The sequence below is a fragment of the Sorangium sp. So ce448 genome (assembly GCF_051520915.1).
Lineage (GTDB): Bacteria > Myxococcota_A > Polyangia > Polyangiales > Polyangiaceae > Sorangium > Sorangium cellulosum_B.
Map to the genome: position 1 here is coordinate 4,849,684 of NZ_CP150343.1, position 17,818 is coordinate 4,867,501.

The window sequence follows — 17,818 nt, forward strand, 5'->3', positions numbered from 1 at the left end:
TGAGCGAGCTCCTGTTCGTTCGCCGTCATCCCGACCTCGGCCAGAGATACACGAGGCCGACCACCTCACGGCGGGCGGATCGGACCTCGTAGTGCGCCTGGATCTGCTCGGCCTCCCGCTCCGCCTGCGGGCCGAGCTGCTGGAGGCGCTCGTCCCAGTAGGCGAGGTCGGAGAGGAGCTGGTCGCGCTCCTTCGCGTCGAAATCGAGGAGCTGCTGCTCCTCGCCAATCCGGTACTTCTTCCTGGCGTCGGCCCGGTGCCGCTCGAGCCGCTTCTCCTGCGCTGTGATGATCCGGCGCAGGTCCGCCGCTTCCTTCTTGCCGCGCGCGGTGAGCTGCCTGGTCCGCTCAGCGCGTTCTCTGTCGAGGCGCTTGTCGAGGAGCGGCCGGAGCACGGTCATGTCGCCGGCGACACGGGGGAGGATCTCCTGCTGGATCCAGGCCTCGGGCAGCGCCGCGGCCCGACGCTCGTCCGGCGCTCTTCCCTGCCACGCGGCCAGCGTGCTCTTCACCAGCTCCGCCGCCGCCGTCGCATCGGCGACCGGCGAGAGCTTCTTGCCCTCGATGCCCGCGGCGACCACGCCGAGCTCGTCGTGCAGCCGCGCGGCCTCCGGGCCGTAGAGCGCCATGCGGCCAAACAGAACGACCTGCGGCTCGGTCGCGTCGCACCGCAGGACCACGGCGCGCGCGAGGTCGTCGTGCACGAAGCCCTGCGCTGAAAACCGGCTCAGGAGCCGGCGCGCGAGCGGGTGCTCGAGGTGGAGGTGGACGACGCCGCTGTCTATCTGGCCGGGGTCCTCGAAGACCACGGGCCGGAAGGACGTGCGCCGCCGCCAGTCCCAGAGCGGCTCGCCCTTGTCGCGCGGGCCGCGGAGCAGATCGAGGAGCGGCCACCAGCTCGGGTCGGCGGCGGCGCGCTTCTCGAACATCGGGAAGCGGTAGGCGGTGAGCTTGCCATGCGAGGCCTCGTGCTCGACGGGCGCGAGCGGCGCCTCGCCGAGGAGATCGAGGGCGGCGTCGAGGGCGAATCTCAGGCGGTCGCCCGAGTAGTCGAGGTAGGCGCGCGACTGCCCGAGGAGCTTGCGCAGGTCGGTGAGCTCGTGGTCCACCTCCTCGCGGCTCTTCGGCGCCTCCAGCTCTTGCTTGCGGGCCTCGATGCGGGCGCCATCCTCGCCGAGCTTCTCGATGGCGGCGCACAGCTCGGCGACCCGAGGCAGCGGGATCCCGCGCTCGAGCAGCGCGGTGAGGCGCCCCTCGACGACCGTGCCCACGCTGCCGAGATCCTTCTGGATGGTGGCGGTCTTCTTCACCATCGTCTCCAGCACCTGATCCTCGGCCCGCTGCGCGAAGATGAAGTAGTGGCAGCGGACCTCGCCGGCGCGCTGGAGGGTGCGATCGATGCGGCCGTTCCGCTGCTCCACGCGCGAGGGGTTCCACGGCAGATCGAAGTGGAAGAGGTCGGCGCAGTGGTTCTGGAGGTTGACGCCCTCGCGCGCGGCGTCGGTGCAGACGAGGATGCGCAGCGGCTCGGTGCGCGGGTCGGCGTTGAACGCCGCCTTGATCTCCTCGCGCGTGGTCTCGTCCATGCCGCCGTGGAAGGCGCGGAGCCGCGCCTTCTGCCGCTCCGGCTCGCAGAGGGCCTCCCTGAGCCGCGCCAAGAGGTAGTCCTTGGTGTCGGCGTACTCGGTGAAGATGAGGAGCCGCCGATCGGTCCACGCCCTGGGTGCAACGCGAGCGGGGGCGCCGAGGGGCGCGAGGTCGGGGCAGAGGTCCTCGCGGATCCAGTCCACGAGCGCTTGGACGCGAGGATCCGGTTTGCTCCGCGCAGCGTCGGCGACGGCGAGCATCTCGTCGAGCAGCGCGAGCTCCTCGGGCGAGGGGAGCGTCGGATCGGCCAGCGTGGCGCGCGCGAGCTGCGCGTCCTCCTCGGCGCGCACCGCGGCCTCGTCGATCTCGGCGCGTTCGTCGTCCATGCCCGGCGCCGAGACGAGCAACGCGAGCTGCTCCGGCGTCGACGTCGGCGGAGGCGCCGCCTTGGAGGCGGCACGCTTCTCCAGCGTATGTTTCCGGTGGACGCCGAGCGTGCGCCAGAAGGCGTAGATCGACGAGAGGAGCCGCTTCTGGAGGGCGAAGACGACCAGCGCCGCCGCGGCCTGCTGCGCTCTGGGGAACTGCGCTGCCCGCTGCTCACGGAGCACGCGATACCGATCGAGGAGCCGCGAGAGGACGAGCTCAGGCGCGTCGTCCGGCAGCCCGGTGATCGTGTGCTGCGGGGCCTTGCGTTCAGGGAACTCGCCAGGGATGGCGTGGCGGAGATCGCGCTTGAGGCGGCGCACGACGACCGCGTCGCGATCCTCGGGCGCGATGGGGGCGCCGCGGCAGAACCGGGTGTTGTCGAGGATCTCGAGGAGCGCGGCGAAGCTGTTGGAGTGGCCGTTGTGCGGGGTCGCCGAGAGGAAGAGGCGGTGCTCGAAGCGGTGCGCGAGGTCGCGCACGACGCGGGTGAACTTGGAGTCGACCGCGTACTTCGCCCCGCTTGCCGGCGCGGCGTTGTGCGCCTCGTCGAGGATCAGCAGGGAGCCGGCGCGCGATTTGTCGAGGAGCTTGCGGAGGAGGCCGGCGTACGCCTCGTCGCGCAGGATGGCGTGGGAGACGATGAGCTGCTCCTGCGTGGCCCAGGGGTTGGCGGCGTGTCCACGCTCGCGCCGGACGCGGAGGACATAGGCGCGGTCGAGGACGCCGAAGCGCAGGCCGAAGCGCTTCTCGAGCTCGTCCTGCCACTGGAGGACCACCGAGGGGGGGCAAGCCACGACGACGCGGCGTATGCGCTGGCGGAGGATCAGCTCGCGGAGGATGAGGCCGGCCTCGATGGTCTTGCCGATGCCGACGTCGTCGGCGATGAGCAGGTTGGCGCGCGGCAGGAGGAGCGCCTTGCGGAGGGGGGCGAGCTGGTGCGCCTTGATGGCGATGCCGGCGCGGTACGGGGACTGGAAGAGGTCGGGCGTGGTCGAGGTGACCGAGCTCCAGCGGAGGGTATCGAGGTAGGCGGCGAAGAGCTCGGGGCGGTCGAAGCGCGTGATCGGGGCGCTGGCGAAGGCGTCTTCGCCGAGGAGCTGGGCGTCGAGCTCGCGCTCCCACAGGACCACGAGGGTCGCGCCTGCGGCGTCGTCTTCGACGCACGCGAGATGGACGGCGGTGTCCTCCCCGGGCGCGCGTTCGACGCGCTGGATGACCCAGCGACGGCCACGGACACGGGCGAAGCGGCCCTCCGCCAGGGGAGCGTCGGGAGAGGGGGGCGGCCGGGACGTGGCTCGGGAGGTCTGCATGGGGCAGGGGGGCGGCCATGATACGGCACGGAGCTCCTATGGGCGCGATTTCCGGCCTCGCTTGCGCAGAGGCGCTGCGTGGCCACGCCTCGGGTCCGGTCACGTTGGCCTCGCGCTGTGTCGACGAGGCTGGGCCTTCGGCGGGGTCGGCCGGCCGCGGGTTCACCACCAGGCGGCACACAAGGCATCCAGGGACATGGCGCCATGCCCCTGGATTGCCGCTCAGGGGCGGTACCGCGGATCGTCCAGGAAGGCGGCATCGGTCAGCGACCGCAGGAACGCCACCAGATCGGCCTTCTCGTCCGGAGAGAGCCCCAGCTCCTCGATCTGCGGATCGGTCGAGGAATGGCCCAGCCCGCCGCGATCGTACTGGTCGACCACCTCCTCCAGCGTCGCCAGCGATCCGTCGTGCATATAGGGGGCGCTCGCCGCGATGTTCCGCAAAGCGGGCACCTTGAACTTGCCAAGGTCTCCCGTGCGCCCGGTGATCACTTGCCGTCCGACGTCGCCGCCGTCGAGGTAGGTGCCGTTGTTGAAGAAGCCTTCGTTGGTGAGCATTCCGGACGGGTGGCAATGGAAGCAGCCAGCCGGCTCGCTCAGGAACAGCGCCTCGCCGCGGCGCTCGGCGTCTCCAAAGGTCGTGTCGTCCCCGCGCTTGTGCCGGTCGTAACGGCTGTCCGCGCTGACGATCGAACGGACGAAGCTCGCCAGGGCATGGCGCAAGGACTCCTCCCCGGGAGGCCCGCCATAGGCATCCTTGAACGCCGTCACGTAGTCGTCATCGCCGGAGACACGAGCGACGGCCTCGGCGAGCGGTAGATCCATCTCGTCAGGGTTCTCGATGGGCTTCCCCACCTGCTCTTCCAGGGTGGCGGCGCGGCCATCCCAGAAGAAGCTCTCGCCCCAGGCCAGGTTCACCAGCGCGGGCGCGTTCCGCTGTCCCAGGCGGCCGTCGACACCCCGGGAGACGGGGTCCGGATCGGCGAAGGCGTACTCCTGGCGGTGGCAGCTCGCGCACGCTACCTCGCCGGTGCGAGAGAGGCGCTTGTCGAAGAAGAGCCTCTTGCCGAGCTGGGCCCTCGCCTCGGTGAGCGCATTGTCGGCCGGCGCTCTGGCCGCCGCGGTGCGCGCCGGAAACCCGGCCGGGATGACGTCCGTGACGAGCGGCGGCAAAGGTCCAGGGGCCCCAGGGGCCGCCAGCCCGTCGTCGCCGCATCCGCCCGCAAGGAGCAGCGCCGCCAGGCCGATGGCCCCGCCACGGTTGGAGCTCGGCGTCACGGACCGAAGGCGAACACCGTCAGGTCGGGGAGGCCGCGCCGCAGGCGCTCACCGGCCAGGAGCTCGTCTCCCACGGGCCCGGGCGGCGCGACGAACCCGGTCAAGTCGATGTCCGCCGTGGCGCCCGCGAAGACCTCATCCATGACGACCCGGACGACCTTGCCTGTCGAGCCGCTCGCGGGCACGGACAGCGCGTCTCGTACCTCGACCCTGGGGGCGAGATCCTCGGCCAGGTTCCCTCCCATGTGGACCGCCGGCGGAACCGCGGCCGTCTCTCCGTCCGGATCATCGGAACCACCCTCACCCTCGGCCGGCGGAGCCACGCTGCCCTCGTAGCGCAGGAAGAGGTAACCGCTGTGCGGCCACGTCATCTGGGAGGCTTCCGAGAGAGGCGCGACGTTCGCTTCGGGCCGAGAGGTGCTGCAGGCCTTGTGCAAGCCCCAGACGAAGCTGACGCCTTCATAGCTGCCGGCCGGAGCGCGCAGCCGGAGCGTGGCCGAGCCCGGGTCTTCGGCGTTGAAGAAGTGGACCCCGTAAGGGGTGGCGGCGCCGCCCGGGCCGACGATATCGACGGGCACGAGGTTGCCGTCCTCTCCGATCAGCGCCGCGTGCGAGACGTAGAAGCGAACGTTGAGCGGCGTGACCGTGCTGCCGTCCGGCGCGACGTTCGGCTCGCCGAACAGGAACGGCGCGCCGCCGAGGACGAGCTCGAACGCGAGCTCGACGATGGCGCCCTCGGCCCTGATGGACGCCGGCTGCTCTGCGCAACCGGTCGGCCAGGTGGCCTCGGCGTGGCCGCCGGCGCCGCCCGCGCCGCCCGCGCCGCTGGCGTCGGCCTGGCCGCCCGCTCCACCGGACCCGTCAGGCTGGCTGCCGCCCGCCCCGCCGGTCCCGGACGCCACTTGCTGCTGATTCGGAGACGTGCCGCAAGCGGTCGCGGCGACCAACAGCAACCCGATCCACCGGAACAAGCCAGGAGATTTCATCGTGGGATCGAGTGTACGCGAGGACGCACCCCACCGGAACAGAGGACGCATCGCCGGGATCTTGCTGGGCGAGATGCGATCAAGGCGCGAGTGATGGCGTGACGAGCGGTAGCAAAGATTCCGGACGGCTCATGCGGATGGCAGTACGGCGAGGTCGACCAGGATCCGCCGGAGCTCCTCCACCCGCGCCTTCTCGAGGGGCTGCAGCGGGGCTCGAAGCGGCCCGACCCGTGTGCCCATCAGCTCGAGGGCCGCCGAGATGGCCCGCGGCAGGCCATGCGCGACGATGAACTGAAGGAACGGCAGCTGGCGATAGAAAGATCGCCGAGCGGCCTCGAGATCGCCACGGGTCACCGCGTCATAGAGCTCGACGGTGAGGCGAGGGATGATGTGCGGGGCAGCCGTGCACCAGCCGCGCGCCCCGGCCACGAACGCGGCGAGCGCGAGCGGATTGCTTCCGTTGTAGAAGGCAACCTGGTCGCCGCAGAGCTGCACGAGCCGGTGCATCCGGTTCACGTCCCCGGTGCTCTCCTTGACCATCGTGACGTTCGGGATCTGCAGCAACCGGGCGATCGCGTCCGGGCTCAGGTCGAGGCCGCCCGTCGCCGGGTTGTTGTACACGGCGATGGGAATGGAGATGGCCTTCGCGACGGCCTCGAAGTGCGCCACGATCTCCCTGTCCGAGAGCTTCCAGTAGCTCATCGGGAGGATCATCACCGCGGCGGCGCCGGCCCTCTCCGCGTACCTCGCGTGGTGCACCGTCCGCTCCGTTGTGAGGCTCGAGACGCCGACAAGGGTCGGGACCCGGCCCGCCACGCGTCTCACGACGGTGTCGGTGACGGCCTCGCGCTCCGCGTCCGAGAGATACGGCAACACCCCGGTGCTGCCCAGCGGGGCGATCGCGTGGACCCCCGCGGCGAGCATGTCGTCGACGATGCGCGCGAGGAGCTGCTCGTCGACGCGTCCAGCCTCCGTGAACGGCGTGATGGGGTAGGCGATGATTCCACGGAGAGACGATGTCATCGCACGCCTCCTTCCGCCTCGTGATCCCGGTCGAAGAGCTGATCTCCCCGGTCGGGCACCTCTTCGCGCAGCGCGACCCCTCCCATGTTCTGCAGCATCGGCGCGTTCTCGCAGGCGAGATAGCGGGCCCGACCCCTTCCGGTGTTGACGTGGTTGTGCCAGGCCCAGACAGGGACGTAGATGGCGTCCCCCTGCTTCCAGTCGACACGCCTCCCGCCCACGTACGAGTAGCCCTCTCCCTCCAGGACGTAGAGAACGGTCTCGTACGTGTGCCGATGCCGGTTCGAGGATTGCCCCGGATCGAGCCACCCGATGGTCATGCTGATCGCGTGGGACGGGAGGTCCACGAAGAAGACAGGATGCTTCCTCGCCCTCGAGTACTCGCCGTGGAGCCCGGCGGACTCGACCGCGGGGTGCGCGAGCCTCTCTGGCATCACCACGCGAGGCCGCGGCGGCGTCTTGTCGAAGTCTGCTGAATGGAATCGTTCGCTCATGTCGGCTCCCTGTCAGCGCAAAAGGCATCTTGCGCAGGAGAGTGGATAGCGCGAAGCTGGACCCATGACAGGCTCCAGAACGAACATCTCGACGGGTCCAGCTGGTCGGCCCTGGCGCTTCGACCTGGTGCTCGACGACGGCGCGTCCGTGCCGCGGCAGACCCAGCTGAGCAGGGCGATCGTTCAAGAGATCCAGCGCGGGCGGCTGCTGCCGGGTTCAACGCTCCCGGGCAGCCGGACGCTCGCGGTCCAGCTCAACGTGAACCGGAAGGTCGTCGTCGCTGCCGTCGACGAGCTGGTGGCCCAGGGGTGGCTCGAGGCGCTGCCCGCGCGCGCCACCCGCGTCGCGCTCAACCTTCCGACGCTCGCCGTCGCGGACGCCGAGGGCCGCCGCTCGGTCGATACGGTCCTCGCCCAGCGCCGTGGCGCCATGCTCGCGGTGAACGACGGGATCCCGGACGCCCGGATCGCGCCCGTGGACGAGCTCGCACGCGCGCAGCGGCGCGCTCTCCGAGCGCTGGCGCGGACGGGCCTGGGCTACGGAGATGCCGCGGGCGATCCCGTGCTCAGGGAGGTCCTTGCGGGCTTCGTCAATCACGCACGCGGGTTGTCGTGCTCCTCGGAGGAGGTCGTGCTGACGCGCGGCAGCCAGGGCGCGCTGAGCCTGTTCGCGCTGGCGATGCTGGAGCCCGGGGATGTCATCGCCGTCGAGCACCCTGGATACACGCCGGCATGGCGCGCGTTTCAGCTCGCCCGGGCCGACGTGGTCCATGTGCCGGTCGATGCCCACGGCCTTCGAACGGAGGAGCTGGAGGCCCACGCCAGGAAGCTCAAGGGGCGCCTCAAGGCCGTGTACGTGACGCCTCACCATCAGTACCCGACGACCGTCGCCATGTCGGCCGAACGTCGAATGCACCTGCGGCGAATCTGCGAGTCGTTTCGTCTCTACATCGTCGAGGACGACTACGACTACGAGTACCATTTCGAGGGCGCGCCGCTGCTCCCCCTCGCCGCGACCAAGGACCTCTCGTCGCGCTGCATCTACGTTGCCTCGCTCTCGAAGCTCATCGCTCCGGCCCTGCGGCTCGGGTACATCATCGCGGACAGGTCCGTTGTCGCGCGCCTGAGGGCGGTCCGTGAGCTGCTCGATCGTCAGGGAGATGTCACCCTCGAGCGCGCCGTGGCCGAGCTCATCGAGGACGGCGAGATCCAGCGTCACGCGCGGCGCGCCCGGCAGCTCTACCGGCAGCGTCGTGACCACCTGCTGGAGCAGCTCGCGTCGAGGCCGCCCTTGCGTTCCGCGATCGAGTGCGACCCGCCCGGCGGGGGACTGGCGCTCTGGATGCGCTTGCGCGGCTTGACCTCGGAGGAGCTCGTCCAGCGCGCGCACGCACGCGGCCTGGCCCTCACCCCGGGATCCGTTCATGTCGCGGCCGGGGCCGTCCCCGCATTCCGCTTCGGCTTCGCGGCGCACACGAGCGAAGAGCTATCGACGATCTGCGACACGCTGGAGGCGTGCCTGACGTCCGACGCCGGATCGAGGCGCCGATGAACAGCGTTCTCCACGCCGTCCGTCGTGTTCGCCTTCCGGAGACGCCTCGCCCGGTCCAGGCGCTCGCTGGGTTACCAGCTCCTGGTCACCCCGCCGTTCGCCGGCGGTCGCGCTCGAACAGCTCCCGCTCCAGCTCGCACGTCTCGAGCCCTGTCCGGACCGGCCACGGGGTGCCGGTCACGACCTCGACCACCTCGGCGATCACCTCCGGCGCGCGCAGGACGCGCCTGTGGCCGAGGCCGCGGGTCGACATGAGCCGCGCGCCCGGCCAGCGATCGGCGAGCGCCGCGCCTGCCTCGAACGACACCTCGCGATCGTCGCGGTCGTGCACGACGAACAGCGGCGCGTTCATCCGCGGGGCCGCAGAGAGCGCGTCGAGGTCCGCGAGCGGCACGCCGTAGCGCGCCTCCAGGCGGGCGACCATGCGGCGCCGGACGGCCTCGTCGATGCCGAGGAGCTTCGCGAAATGCTGGGTGTAGCGGACCGCGCTGAGCGGCGGCGCGATGAACACGAGCCTCGGCGCCGGAGCGCCCGCGCGCCGGACGGAGGCCGCGCGGGACAGGGCATACGTCGTCGCGGCGCTCCCGAGCGAGTGCGCGACGATGGCGTGGACGGGCCCGACCTCGTCCATCGCGACGGTGACCGCGCGGGCCAGCTCCACGAGCGTGGCCGACCGGCTCGGCCCATCGCCGTGCCCCGGCGCGTCGAACGTCACCACGCGAAAGCCCAGCTCCACGAGCGGCCTCACGAACGCGCCGAGCTGGCTGCCCCGCCCCTCCCAGCCGTGCACGAGCAGCACGGTCGGCCCGTCCCCCCACGACCACGCGGGCAGCGCCTCCGCGCCCCACGGCAGCGAGAAGCGCGCCGCGCCGGCGAGGATCTCCTCCTCCCAGGCCGGGCGCGCGTGCCGGCGCGGAGAGCGGAACAGCCGTTCGGCCGCCAGGGAGGCCAGATCCGGCGCGGCCTTGTTGAGGAGCTTGAACCCGAACCGGAGCCCACCGCGCAGGAGGACCTGCCGCGGATCAGTACGAACGATCGTTCTATTATTGGACGACGAATGGACCTGATTGGCTTCCTGCATGGGGGACCTCCTCGGGGGATTGCGAGACGGATCAGGCAGAGCGGCGGGGCGAACGCCGGGCGTCGGCCACGAGCCTCTCGAAGGCGGCGCGGGCCCGGCGCTCCGACGCCTTTTCGCGCATCAAGCGGCTGAGCGCGTGGGAGCCGGACGCGATGGCATAGGCCTCGAAGGCGAACTGCCCGAGGTCGAGGTCCGAGCGGAAGTGGCCCTCTTCGACGGCGATGCGCGCGGCGGTGGCGAGCGTGGCGAGCCAGTCTTTCTGCGACGCGACGAGCGCGTCGCGCGCCGGACCGGGCTTGTCGTCCAGCTCGGCCGCGGCGGCATGGAAGACGCAGCCGCCTGGCATGAAGTCCTGCTCTGTCCAGACGAACCACCGATCGATGAGCGCGCGCACGCGCGGCTCACCGCGCGGCTCGCGCAGCGCGGGCGCGACCACGACGTCGACGAAGCGGCGCTTGGCCTCTTCGAGGATGGCGACGTCCAGGTTCTCCTTGGAGCTGAAGTGCGCGAAGAGGCCGCTCTTCGACATCTTCACGCGCTCGGCCAGGGCGCCGACGGTCACGCCCGAGAGCCCGACCTCGCTCGCCAGCGCCAGCGCCTCGGCCAGGATGGCCTGCCGGGTATCTTCACCTTTCGCCACCTCGACTGGATAGAACGACCGTTCTATTTTGTCAAGCGACGGGGCAGCCGACCCAGGTCGGGCCGACAGGGCAGCCGACCCTCCTCGACGATCGCCTGCATCGCCGGCGCACGCTAGGCGCGCTTCGCCAGGTAGGCATCGACCAGCTCGATCAGCCGTGCCCGGCCGAAGCTGGGGTCGTGGCCTGCATGCACGATCTGCACTGGGAGCTCCCGCAACCGCTTCATGGTGCGGACGTAGGCGGGAATGTCTGCGCCCTCGATCTCATCCAGCAGCGGCCCGTCATAGATCGCATCGCCCGAGAACAAGGTCCCGGTCGCCGCCTCCCACAGACCGATGCTGCCCGGCGAGTGACCGGGCAGGTGCAGCACCTCGAAGTGACGGTCGCCGAGATCCACGACGTCGCCTTCGACGACGACCTCCGTGACCGGCGCGCCATGCAGGGCGTAGCTTGCGATGTCGTACTCCGCGTAGGGCAGGGCGGTGATCACATCGCCCTCGATCGCATAGCCGGCGTCGCCCAGCTCGCGGACTTTCGCGGCGCCCATCACCGCGGCCAGCAAGGTGCCGCGGTCGGTCGGTGAGCGCAGGTTCTCCGCCTCGAGACCGTGCACCAAGGTGTGCTCGAAGTCATGGTGGCTGCCCACATGATCGGGGTGGGTGTGGGTCGCGACCGCCGTCACCGGCTTGTCGAGCAGGTGCTTCATGGCCTCCCGCAGGCTGACGATGCCCAACCCCGTGTCGATCATCAGGTCGCGATCGCGACCGCGCACATGCCAGATGTTGCAGCGCATCAGCGGCACCACGTGCGGCTCGATCAGCAGCGTGATGTCATCGCTGACGCGCGTGATCTCGAACCAGCGGTCGGCGATCGGCAAAGTGGCCATGCGTTTCAGTTCAACCGCCCGCCTGACTCCGGGGCAAATTAGGCCACCACCGGCGGCGGGAGCGCTCCTCGCTCGGCCGGTCGTCCACGGTTACCAGCTCCTGGTCACCCCGCCGTTCCGGTTACCACGTCCCCTGGTAACCGCCCCGCTGCGACGCGCGCAATCCATTGAAATTCAAGTACTTATCGCGATGGCCCGAGAGCTGCATCAGGGGGCTGGCAGGAGACCTTACCATGGTAACCGAACCGACATCCCATCGCCTCACGCTTCCCATGCTCCTCGCTACCCTGCTCGCCGCGTGCGCCGGAACGGCCGACGGCGGCAGCTCGACCGGCGACGCCCCGGCCGATCCGGCCGGTCCAGCGCCCCACGAGGGCGTCCGCCCCGGCCAGCAGGCCACGCCCGCCGTGCCTTCGGCGCCGGATCTCGCGTACCCCGGCAAGGGCTTCATCGTCCACGAATGGGGCACCGACACCGTGGTCGTCGGCTCCGACGGCTCGCTTCAACCGGGGCTGCACCACGAAGAGGAGGATCTCCCCGCCTTCGTCTATGACCGGCTCGGAGCCGGCACGCTCGATGGCTCGATCTCGACGAGCGTCAACGTGAAGATGGAGACGCCGGTCACTTACTTCTACGCCGAGGAGCCGCTCGACGCGCATGTCCAGATAGGGTTCCCCAAAGGGATCTTCACGCAGTGGTACCCCGCCGTCCGCGAGTTTTACCCGCCCATCATCGCGCCCGGCAGCGTTGCTGGCGTGACGACGTACGCGGACCCGGCGTTCGACCCCGACTTCCCCTTCGGCTCGCCGATGTGCGCGGAGGCGTACGGCCCGAACGCGCGCGGGTTCCTCCAGTGGAGCAACATCGAGGTCCTCGGGCGTGACAGCGATGTCCCCCTGCCCGAGGCGCCGCTCGATCGGTTCACGTGGGCGCACGCGCGCCAGGTCGGCGCCAATCCGCTCCGCATCGCAGGCGTGCCCGGCGCGATGGAGGCGCCCCAGCACGAGCGCTTCCTGTTCTATCGAGGGCTCGGCAACTTCGACCTGCCCGTCCACGTGACGGCCGGCACCGGCGGGGAGATCTCCGCCGAGAATACCCTCGACGAGGCGATCGGCGCCGTCTTCGTCCTCAACGTCGGCGCCTCGACGGGGGCGTTCGTCGCGCACCCCCAGGGCATCGCCACGGGCGGCACGCTCGTCGAGCGCGCCCCCTCGCTCGACGGAGCGCCGCCGCTCGACGAGTTCGTCGAGTCGCTCGGCGCGAGCATGATCGACACCCTCGACGCGACCGGCCTGTACCACGACGAGGCCGTCGCCATGGTGAACACCTGGAAGCGCCAGTGGTTCCGGACGCCCGGCGTCCGGGTGCTCTACCTCGCTCCGGAGGCGTGGACCGACGCCTCGATCCCGATCGACATCATTCCCGCGCCTGCCGATGTCGTGCGCGTCATGATGCTCCGCGTCGAGGTGCTCTCGCCCGAGCTCGAGGCAGCGGACGTCGGCGCGGCGCGGCGGCTCGCAGATCCGTCCCTCGCCGGCGACGCCGAGCGCCACTTCGACGATCTCGGGCGCTTCGCCGAGCCGCGTCTCCGCCGCGCGCTCACGATCCTCGGCGAGCCCGCGTACGGCCAGCCCCTGCTCGCCCGCATCGCAGCCGGAGCGACGGCGAGCGCCGCGCGCGAGTAACCTCTCCACCATGCACGCCCCGCGGCGCGAGCCCTTCGTGGCCCATGCTCGGTACGAGCCCGGCGAGATCCTCGGACAGGGAGCGCAGGGCGTCGTGGGGCGCGTGATCGACCGCGAGGCGCGGGGGCGCGAGCTCGTCGCGAAGGTGTTCCGTCAGGGCGCCTTCCGCGAGGACACCCTGCTCGGCGAGTTCGCGCTGCTCGCGCGCCTGCGCGTCCCCGGCGTTGTGCGGGCGCACGATCTCGGGCGGGACGAGCGGACGGGAGCGCCCTTCCTCGTCGAGGAGTACGTGGCCGGCGACGACGCCGCGGCGTGGGTGCAGGGGGCCCCGGCCGGCGAGCGCCCGGCGCGGCTCGCGGGCGTGCTCGCCGGCGTCGCGAGGACGCTCGCCGCCCTGCACGACGCGGGGTTCGTGCACAGCGATCTCAAGCCGGCGCACGTCCGGCTGCGGCCCCTCGGCGGGGGCGGCGCCGAGGCCGTGCTCCTCGACCTCGGGGCGGCGGTGTCGAGGGCGCGCGCGCCGGGCGGCGCCGTCGCGTTCACCTCGGCGTTCGCCGCGCCCGAGCTGCTCGCCGGGGGCGCGCCGTCGGCCGCGTCCGACCTCTACAGCCTGGGGGCGCTCGCGTGGTGCTCGGCCGCGGGCCGCCCGCCCGGGCCCTTGCGCGCGCGGCGCCCGCTGCGCGACGGCGCGTCGTGGGTCCAGCCGAGCGTGGCCGAGGTGATCGAGGCGCTGCTCGCGCTGCACCCGCGAGACCGCCCCTCCGAGGCGCGCGAGGTGCTCCGGCAGCTCGGCGTCGCGGCCGCGGAGGCGGGCATCGCCGTCGGGGCGCCGCCCGCGCCCATCGGGCGGGAGCGCGAGCTCGAGGCGCTCCAGCAGGCGCCGTCACCGTCAGGCCGCGTGCGCTACGTCACGGGGCCGAGCGGCGCCGGCAAGAGCCACCTCGGGCGCGAGCTCGTGACGCGGGCGCTGCTCGCCGGGCGGAGCGCACGGTACGTGGCGTTCCCGCGCGAGGCCGACCCGCTCCAGCTGCGGCTCATCGCGTTCTTCCGGGGCGCCGAGCGGGCGCCGCCGTTCGTGACGCCGCCCGGCGACGGGCCCCCGCTCCTGCTCTTGCTGGACGACCTGGATCAGGCCCCGGCCGAGCTCCGCGCCGCGCTCGACGCGTACCGGTGCCGGCCGGCGGCGCCCGGCGGCGCGGCGATCGAGGTGGTCGCGACGGCCCGGAGCGCGCCCGAGGGCGCGGCGTGCGTGGCGCTCGGGCCGCTCGGCGACGCGAGCTTCGCCGCGCTGTGCCGCGCGCTCGGCGTGGACGACGAGGCGAGCGTGCGAGAGGCCGCCGTGGCGTCGGGGAAGAACCCGGGGTGGCTCTTCGCGTCGCTCGGCCGCGTGCCGCTCACGAAGGACACCGCGATCGAGCGCGTGCGCGGGCTGTCGGCCGACGCCTGCGCGACGCTCGCCGCGATCGCGATCGCGGGCGGCGCCCTGCCCGAGGCGCGCTGCTCGCTCGGGTTCGGGCGCGGCGGCCGGGCCTACGCGCGGGGGGGCGCGCAGCCGGGCGCCTCCGGCGAGCGAGCCCTGGGCGAGCTGCTCGCGGGCGCGCTGGTCGCGCGGCGGGAGGCGGCGGCCGGCGCGCTCACCACGCTGTCCGCTCCCGCCCTGGCGAAGGATCTCGCCGCGGCGCTCGCCACCCCGGAGGTCGCCGAGGAGGTCGCCGCGGCGCTGCTCGCGGATCCGGGCGCGCCCGCGTCGGCGCTCCTCTCGGCGGCGGCGGCGCCGTGCACGAGAGCCCGGCGCGCGCAGCTCCACGAGCGGGCCGCGGCGCAGGCGCGCGAGGCCGGGCTGCGGTCGGAGGAGATCGAGGCGCTGCTCGCGCTCGGCGAGGACGCCGATCGGAGGACGCCGGCGCTCCTCTGCAGGCTCGAGCGGCTGACGCGGGACGCGGGCGTGGGCGCGGCGCACCCGCAGGTCGTGGCGTGGCTCGACGAGGCGGCGCAGCGCGACGAGCGGGTGCTCGTGCTCGCGCTGCGGCGTCGCGCGGAGAAGCGCGCGCGGGATGGAGACGCGACCGCGGCCAAGGAGCAGGCGCTCGCGGCGCTCGCGGCGGCGCGGAGGCTCGGCGGCGGGACGGCCGAGGCGTTCGCGCTGTCGACGCTGGGGCTCGTGGCGCTGATGCGCGCCGACTGGGGCGAGGCGGAGGCGTGGCTCGCGGGGGCGCAGGCGAAGCTGCCCTCGGCGGGCGAGCGCGTGGACGACGTGGAAGGCGAGCGCGTGGACGACGTCGAGGAGGTGGCGCGGCTCCACCACAACGCCGGCGTCGTCGCCCTGTACCGCGGCCAGGTGGACGGCGCGGTGCGGACGTTCGAGGCGTCGCTCGCGGTCAAGCGGACCCTCGGGGACCGCGCCGGCATGCGCTCGTGCCTGATGAACCTCGGGATCGCGCTCGGGAAGGCGTCGCGCTACGAGGAGGCCTTCGGCGCGCTCGACGAGGCGATGCGCCTCGCGCGGTCGCTGGGGCAGGTGGCGGGGCGCGGCTGGTGCCTGTCGGCGCGCGCGGACATCGAGGTGCGCCGCGGCGACGCGCGCGCGGCGGAGCGCTGCATCGAGGAGGCGTGGGCGCTCGCGGCGTCGCTCCCTGCGGCGATCCAGGCCGATCTCGTGATCGCGCGGGCGAACGTGGCGTTGCTCGACGGCGACGGGCGGCGGGCGCTCGCGGCGCTCGCGGCGCTGGACCCGGGCGTGCGGGCGAACGACCCGCTGGTGGACGCGCGGGCCCAGGTGGCGGAGGCGCAGGCGTACCTCACCAGGCTGCCGGCGGAGCCCCGGCGGGCGGCGCGGGGCGCGATCCGGGCCGCGCGGCGGGCGCGCGCGGCGATGCTCGCGGAGGTGGAGGCGCAGGCGCTCGACGTGCTGCGCTCGGCGCGGCCGGGCGCAGCACGGCGGGCGCCGGCCGCGGCGACGGCGCGGGGCGGCGCGCATGGGGCGCAAGGGGCACCGGCGGCGGCGCAGGGCGCACCGGCGGCGGCGCAGGGCGCACCTGCGGCGGCGGGCGGCGCGTATGCTGGCCCAGGCATGACGGCGGCGGCGAGCGGAGAGGACGACGCGCTCTGGGGGTGGCTCGCGTCGGCGGCGATCGCGGACGGCGCCGCGGAGGCCGCGGTCGGGCTCGCGCGCGCCCTCGTGCAGCAGTCGGGGGCCGAGCGCGCGCTGCTCGCCGTGGTCGACGAGCAGGGGCGGGTGATCGCGGCCTGGGGCGCCGACCTCGACGGGCTGGAGATCGCCGAGGCGGCGCGGCGCATCGCGCCCGACCTGGCGCAGCTCGCGCTGAGCCAGGCCGCGCCCGTCCACTACCAGCGCGACGTGGAGACGCCGGGCGGCCGCGGCTCGCGGCTCGTGCTGCGCGTCGGCGCGGGTCACGCCTCGACGGGCGCGCGCGCCATGGCGGCGAGCGCGGCCTCGCCGGATCCGGCGCTCCCCGGGCCTCCGCGCGCGCTCATCGTGGTCGAGCACCGGTTCCGCCCGGCGTGCTTCGACGCCGTCACGGAGGCGCGGGCCGCTCGCTGGGCGTCGCTCGCGGGGCTCTTCCTGCGGCTCTTCGCCCGCCCCGGCGTGCCGGAAGAGCCCCGCCGCGAAGGCCCGGCGCCTCCCTGCGTCGCCTCGTTCGCCGAGCCCGCGCCCGATCTCCGGCGCGCCGACACGACCGTCGTGCCCGCGGCCCAGCCGCGGAGGAGCTTCCCCGACATCCTGGGCCAGAGCGCCGCGCTGGGCCGGGCGCTCGCGCGCCTCGACGCGGCCATCGACAGCGATCTGCCCGTGCTCCTCATGGGCGAGACCGGCACGGGCAAGGAGCTCTTCGCCCGCGCGCTCCACGATCTCGGCCCGCGCCGTTCGCGTGAGCTCGTCGCCATCAACTGCGGCGCCGTACCCGACGCGCTCTTCGAGGCGGAGCTCTTCGGCCACGCGCGGGCCTCGTTCACGGGGGCCGAGCGCGCGCGCCCCGGCCTTCTCGCCCGGGCCGAGGGCGGCACGCTCTTCCTCGACGAGCTGGGGGAGCTGCCGCTCGCGCGGCAGGCGGCGCTGCTGCGGGCGCTGGAGTCACGGCGCTATCGCCCGGTGGGCAGCGACGACGAGCGGCCGTTCGACGTGCGGATCGTCGCGGCCACGAACCGGGATCTCGCGCAGGCGGCCGCCGAGCGGGCGTTCCGGCAGGACCTGCTCTTCCGGGTGAACGCCATCGAGATCCACCTGCCGCCGCTCCGCGACCGCGAGGGCGACGTGCCGCTGCTGCTCGCCGGGTACCTGGCTCGGGCGGGCGCCCCCATCGAGATCGCGCCGCGCGCGCTCGCGGCGCTCGATGCCTACGCGTGGCCCGGCAACGTGCGGGAGCTCGCGCACCTGGTCCAGCGCCTGGCCGCGCTGGGCGTGCGCCGCGTCGAGCTGGAGCACCTCCCGCGAGGGGTGCGGGCGAGCGCGCCGCGGGCGAGCGCGCCGCGGGCGAGCGCGCCGCGGGCGAGCGCGCCGCGGGCGAGCGCGCGCCGGACGCCCGACGCCGCCGAGCGCCCAGCGTCGCCGGCCCGGCCGCCGATGGCCGGACCCGTCCCGTCGCCGGCCGCGGGGCGGGGAAACCCGGGCGAGGCGCGCCACGCGCTGGCCGAGGACGACGAGCGCGAGCCGATCCGGCGCGCGCTCGCGGAGACCGGCGGGAACATCAGCCGCGCGGCCGAGCGCCTCGGCATCACGCGCCACGGTCTGAAGAAGCGCATGGCGCGCCTCGGCATGCGCGCCCCCTCCGGGTCGCAGAGGAAAGCGGAGTGAACCCCCTCGTGAAGGCGCTGCTGACAGAGAGGCAAGCAAACGCAGTCGTGGAGG

11 protein-coding genes are annotated in these 17,818 nt (G+C 73.1%); 3 read left to right on the plus strand and 8 right to left on the minus strand.

Annotated features, from left to right (window positions below; all coding sequences use genetic code 11):
• Nucleotides 1-25: 25 nt before the first annotated feature.
• The 5 genes from drmD to WMF45_RS18310 form a co-directional block, all read right to left on the minus strand.
• Nucleotides 26-3,325 (minus strand): DISARM system SNF2-like helicase DrmD, encoded by a 3,300-nt coding sequence (drmD, locus tag WMF45_RS18290; RefSeq protein ID WP_437718155.1) that lies wholly within the window; start codon nucleotides 3,323-3,325, stop codon nucleotides 26-28.
• Nucleotides 3,326-3,547: 222 nt separating this feature from the next.
• Nucleotides 3,548-4,603, minus strand: coding sequence for a cytochrome-c peroxidase (locus WMF45_RS18295; protein WP_437718156.1), 1,056 nt, complete (start codon nucleotides 4,601-4,603; stop codon nucleotides 3,548-3,550).
• On the minus strand, nucleotides 4,600-5,589 hold the full coding sequence (locus WMF45_RS18300) for an MbnP family protein (RefSeq protein ID WP_437718157.1): 990 nt from the start codon (nucleotides 5,587-5,589) through the stop codon (nucleotides 4,600-4,602). The genes WMF45_RS18295 and WMF45_RS18300 overlap by 4 nt, the downstream gene beginning before the upstream one ends.
• Before the next feature lie 129 nt (nucleotides 5,590-5,718).
• Nucleotides 5,719-6,612 (minus strand): dihydrodipicolinate synthase family protein, encoded by an 894-nt coding sequence (locus WMF45_RS18305; RefSeq protein WP_437718158.1) that lies wholly within the window; start codon nucleotides 6,610-6,612, stop codon nucleotides 5,719-5,721.
• On the minus strand, nucleotides 6,609-7,106 hold the full coding sequence (locus WMF45_RS18310; protein ID WP_437718159.1) for a cupin domain-containing protein: 498 nt from the start codon (nucleotides 7,104-7,106) through the stop codon (nucleotides 6,609-6,611). The genes WMF45_RS18305 and WMF45_RS18310 overlap by 4 nt, the downstream gene beginning before the upstream one ends.
• A 64-nt stretch (nucleotides 7,107-7,170) precedes the next feature.
• Between WMF45_RS18310 and WMF45_RS18315 the strand changes: the two genes are divergently transcribed.
• On the plus strand, nucleotides 7,171-8,658 hold the full coding sequence (locus WMF45_RS18315) for a PLP-dependent aminotransferase family protein (protein WP_437718160.1): 1,488 nt from the start codon (nucleotides 7,171-7,173) through the stop codon (nucleotides 8,656-8,658).
• A gap of 85 nt (nucleotides 8,659-8,743) precedes the next feature.
• Here WMF45_RS18315 and WMF45_RS18320 read toward each other — a convergent pair whose 3' ends face one another.
• The 3 genes from WMF45_RS18320 to WMF45_RS18330 form a co-directional block, all read right to left on the minus strand.
• Entirely contained in the window at nucleotides 8,744-9,739 is a 996-nt protein-coding gene (locus tag WMF45_RS18320; protein WP_437718161.1) for an alpha/beta fold hydrolase, read from the minus strand.
• A 31-nt stretch (nucleotides 9,740-9,770) separates the two neighbouring features.
• Nucleotides 9,771-10,379, minus strand: coding sequence for a TetR/AcrR family transcriptional regulator (locus WMF45_RS18325; RefSeq protein WP_437718162.1), 609 nt, complete (start codon nucleotides 10,377-10,379; stop codon nucleotides 9,771-9,773).
• A 113-nt stretch (nucleotides 10,380-10,492) separates the two neighbouring features.
• Nucleotides 10,493-11,266, minus strand: coding sequence for an MBL fold metallo-hydrolase (locus WMF45_RS18330; RefSeq protein WP_437718163.1), 774 nt, complete (start codon nucleotides 11,264-11,266; stop codon nucleotides 10,493-10,495).
• A 272-nt stretch (nucleotides 11,267-11,538) separates the two neighbouring features.
• Between WMF45_RS18330 and WMF45_RS18335 the strand changes: the two genes are divergently transcribed.
• Complete coding sequence (locus WMF45_RS18335) at nucleotides 11,539-12,951, plus strand: hypothetical protein (RefSeq protein ID WP_437718164.1); 1,413 nt, start codon at nucleotides 11,539-11,541, stop codon at nucleotides 12,949-12,951.
• Between the two features lie 10 nt (nucleotides 12,952-12,961).
• Nucleotides 12,962-17,764: a sigma 54-interacting transcriptional regulator gene (locus WMF45_RS18340; RefSeq protein ID WP_437718165.1), complete on the plus strand. Its 4,803-nt coding sequence runs from the start codon at nucleotides 12,962-12,964 to the stop codon at nucleotides 17,762-17,764.
• Nucleotides 17,765-17,818 lie beyond the last annotated feature (54 nt).